Genomic DNA, 553 nt, shown 5'->3' on the forward strand with positions numbered 1-553 from the left:
ACCGCATCAACGGCAAGGAAGCACGCGCCAAGGACGTGCAGCTTCTGTTCGCCGATCAGTCGACCGGTGCACGCTCGCCTTCGATGGTCGGGCAAGGCCGTATCGGCGAACTGATCCAGGCCAAGCCGCAGGCCCGTCGCGCCCTGCTCGAAGAGGCGGCCGGCATTTCCGGCTTGCACACCCGCCGCCACGAGGCGGAACTGAGGCTGAAGGCCGCCGAACAGAATCTCGAACGCCTGGACGACGTCGTCGGCGAACTGGAAAGCCAGATCGAAAGCCTGAAGCGCCAGGCGCGCCAGGCTTCGCGCTTCAAGAACCTGTCCGCCGACATCCGCAAGGCCGAAGCAACGCTCTTGCACCTGCGCTGGACGCTGGCCAAGACGCAGGAAGGCGAGGCGCGTTCGGCGCTGGCTACGGCCACGGCGCTCGTTGGCGACCGCGCCGCCACGCAGATGAACGCGGCCAAGGAGCAGGGCATCTCCGCCCATCGCTTGCCTGACCTGCGCGACGCGGAAGCCGCGGCTGCAGCCGCGGCTTCCGCGTCGCGCAGGTC

Annotated in this window: 1 pseudogene; it reads left to right on the forward strand. The window is 68.4% G+C overall.

The window, feature by feature from the left end:
* Positions 1–553: pseudogene (locus tag EOA36_RS36725) on the forward strand (chromosome segregation protein SMC); the annotation flags it as partial.

It is taken from the genome of Mesorhizobium sp. M8A.F.Ca.ET.021.01.1.1, from assembly GCF_003998025.1.
GTDB lineage: Bacteria > Pseudomonadota > Alphaproteobacteria > Rhizobiales > Rhizobiaceae > Mesorhizobium.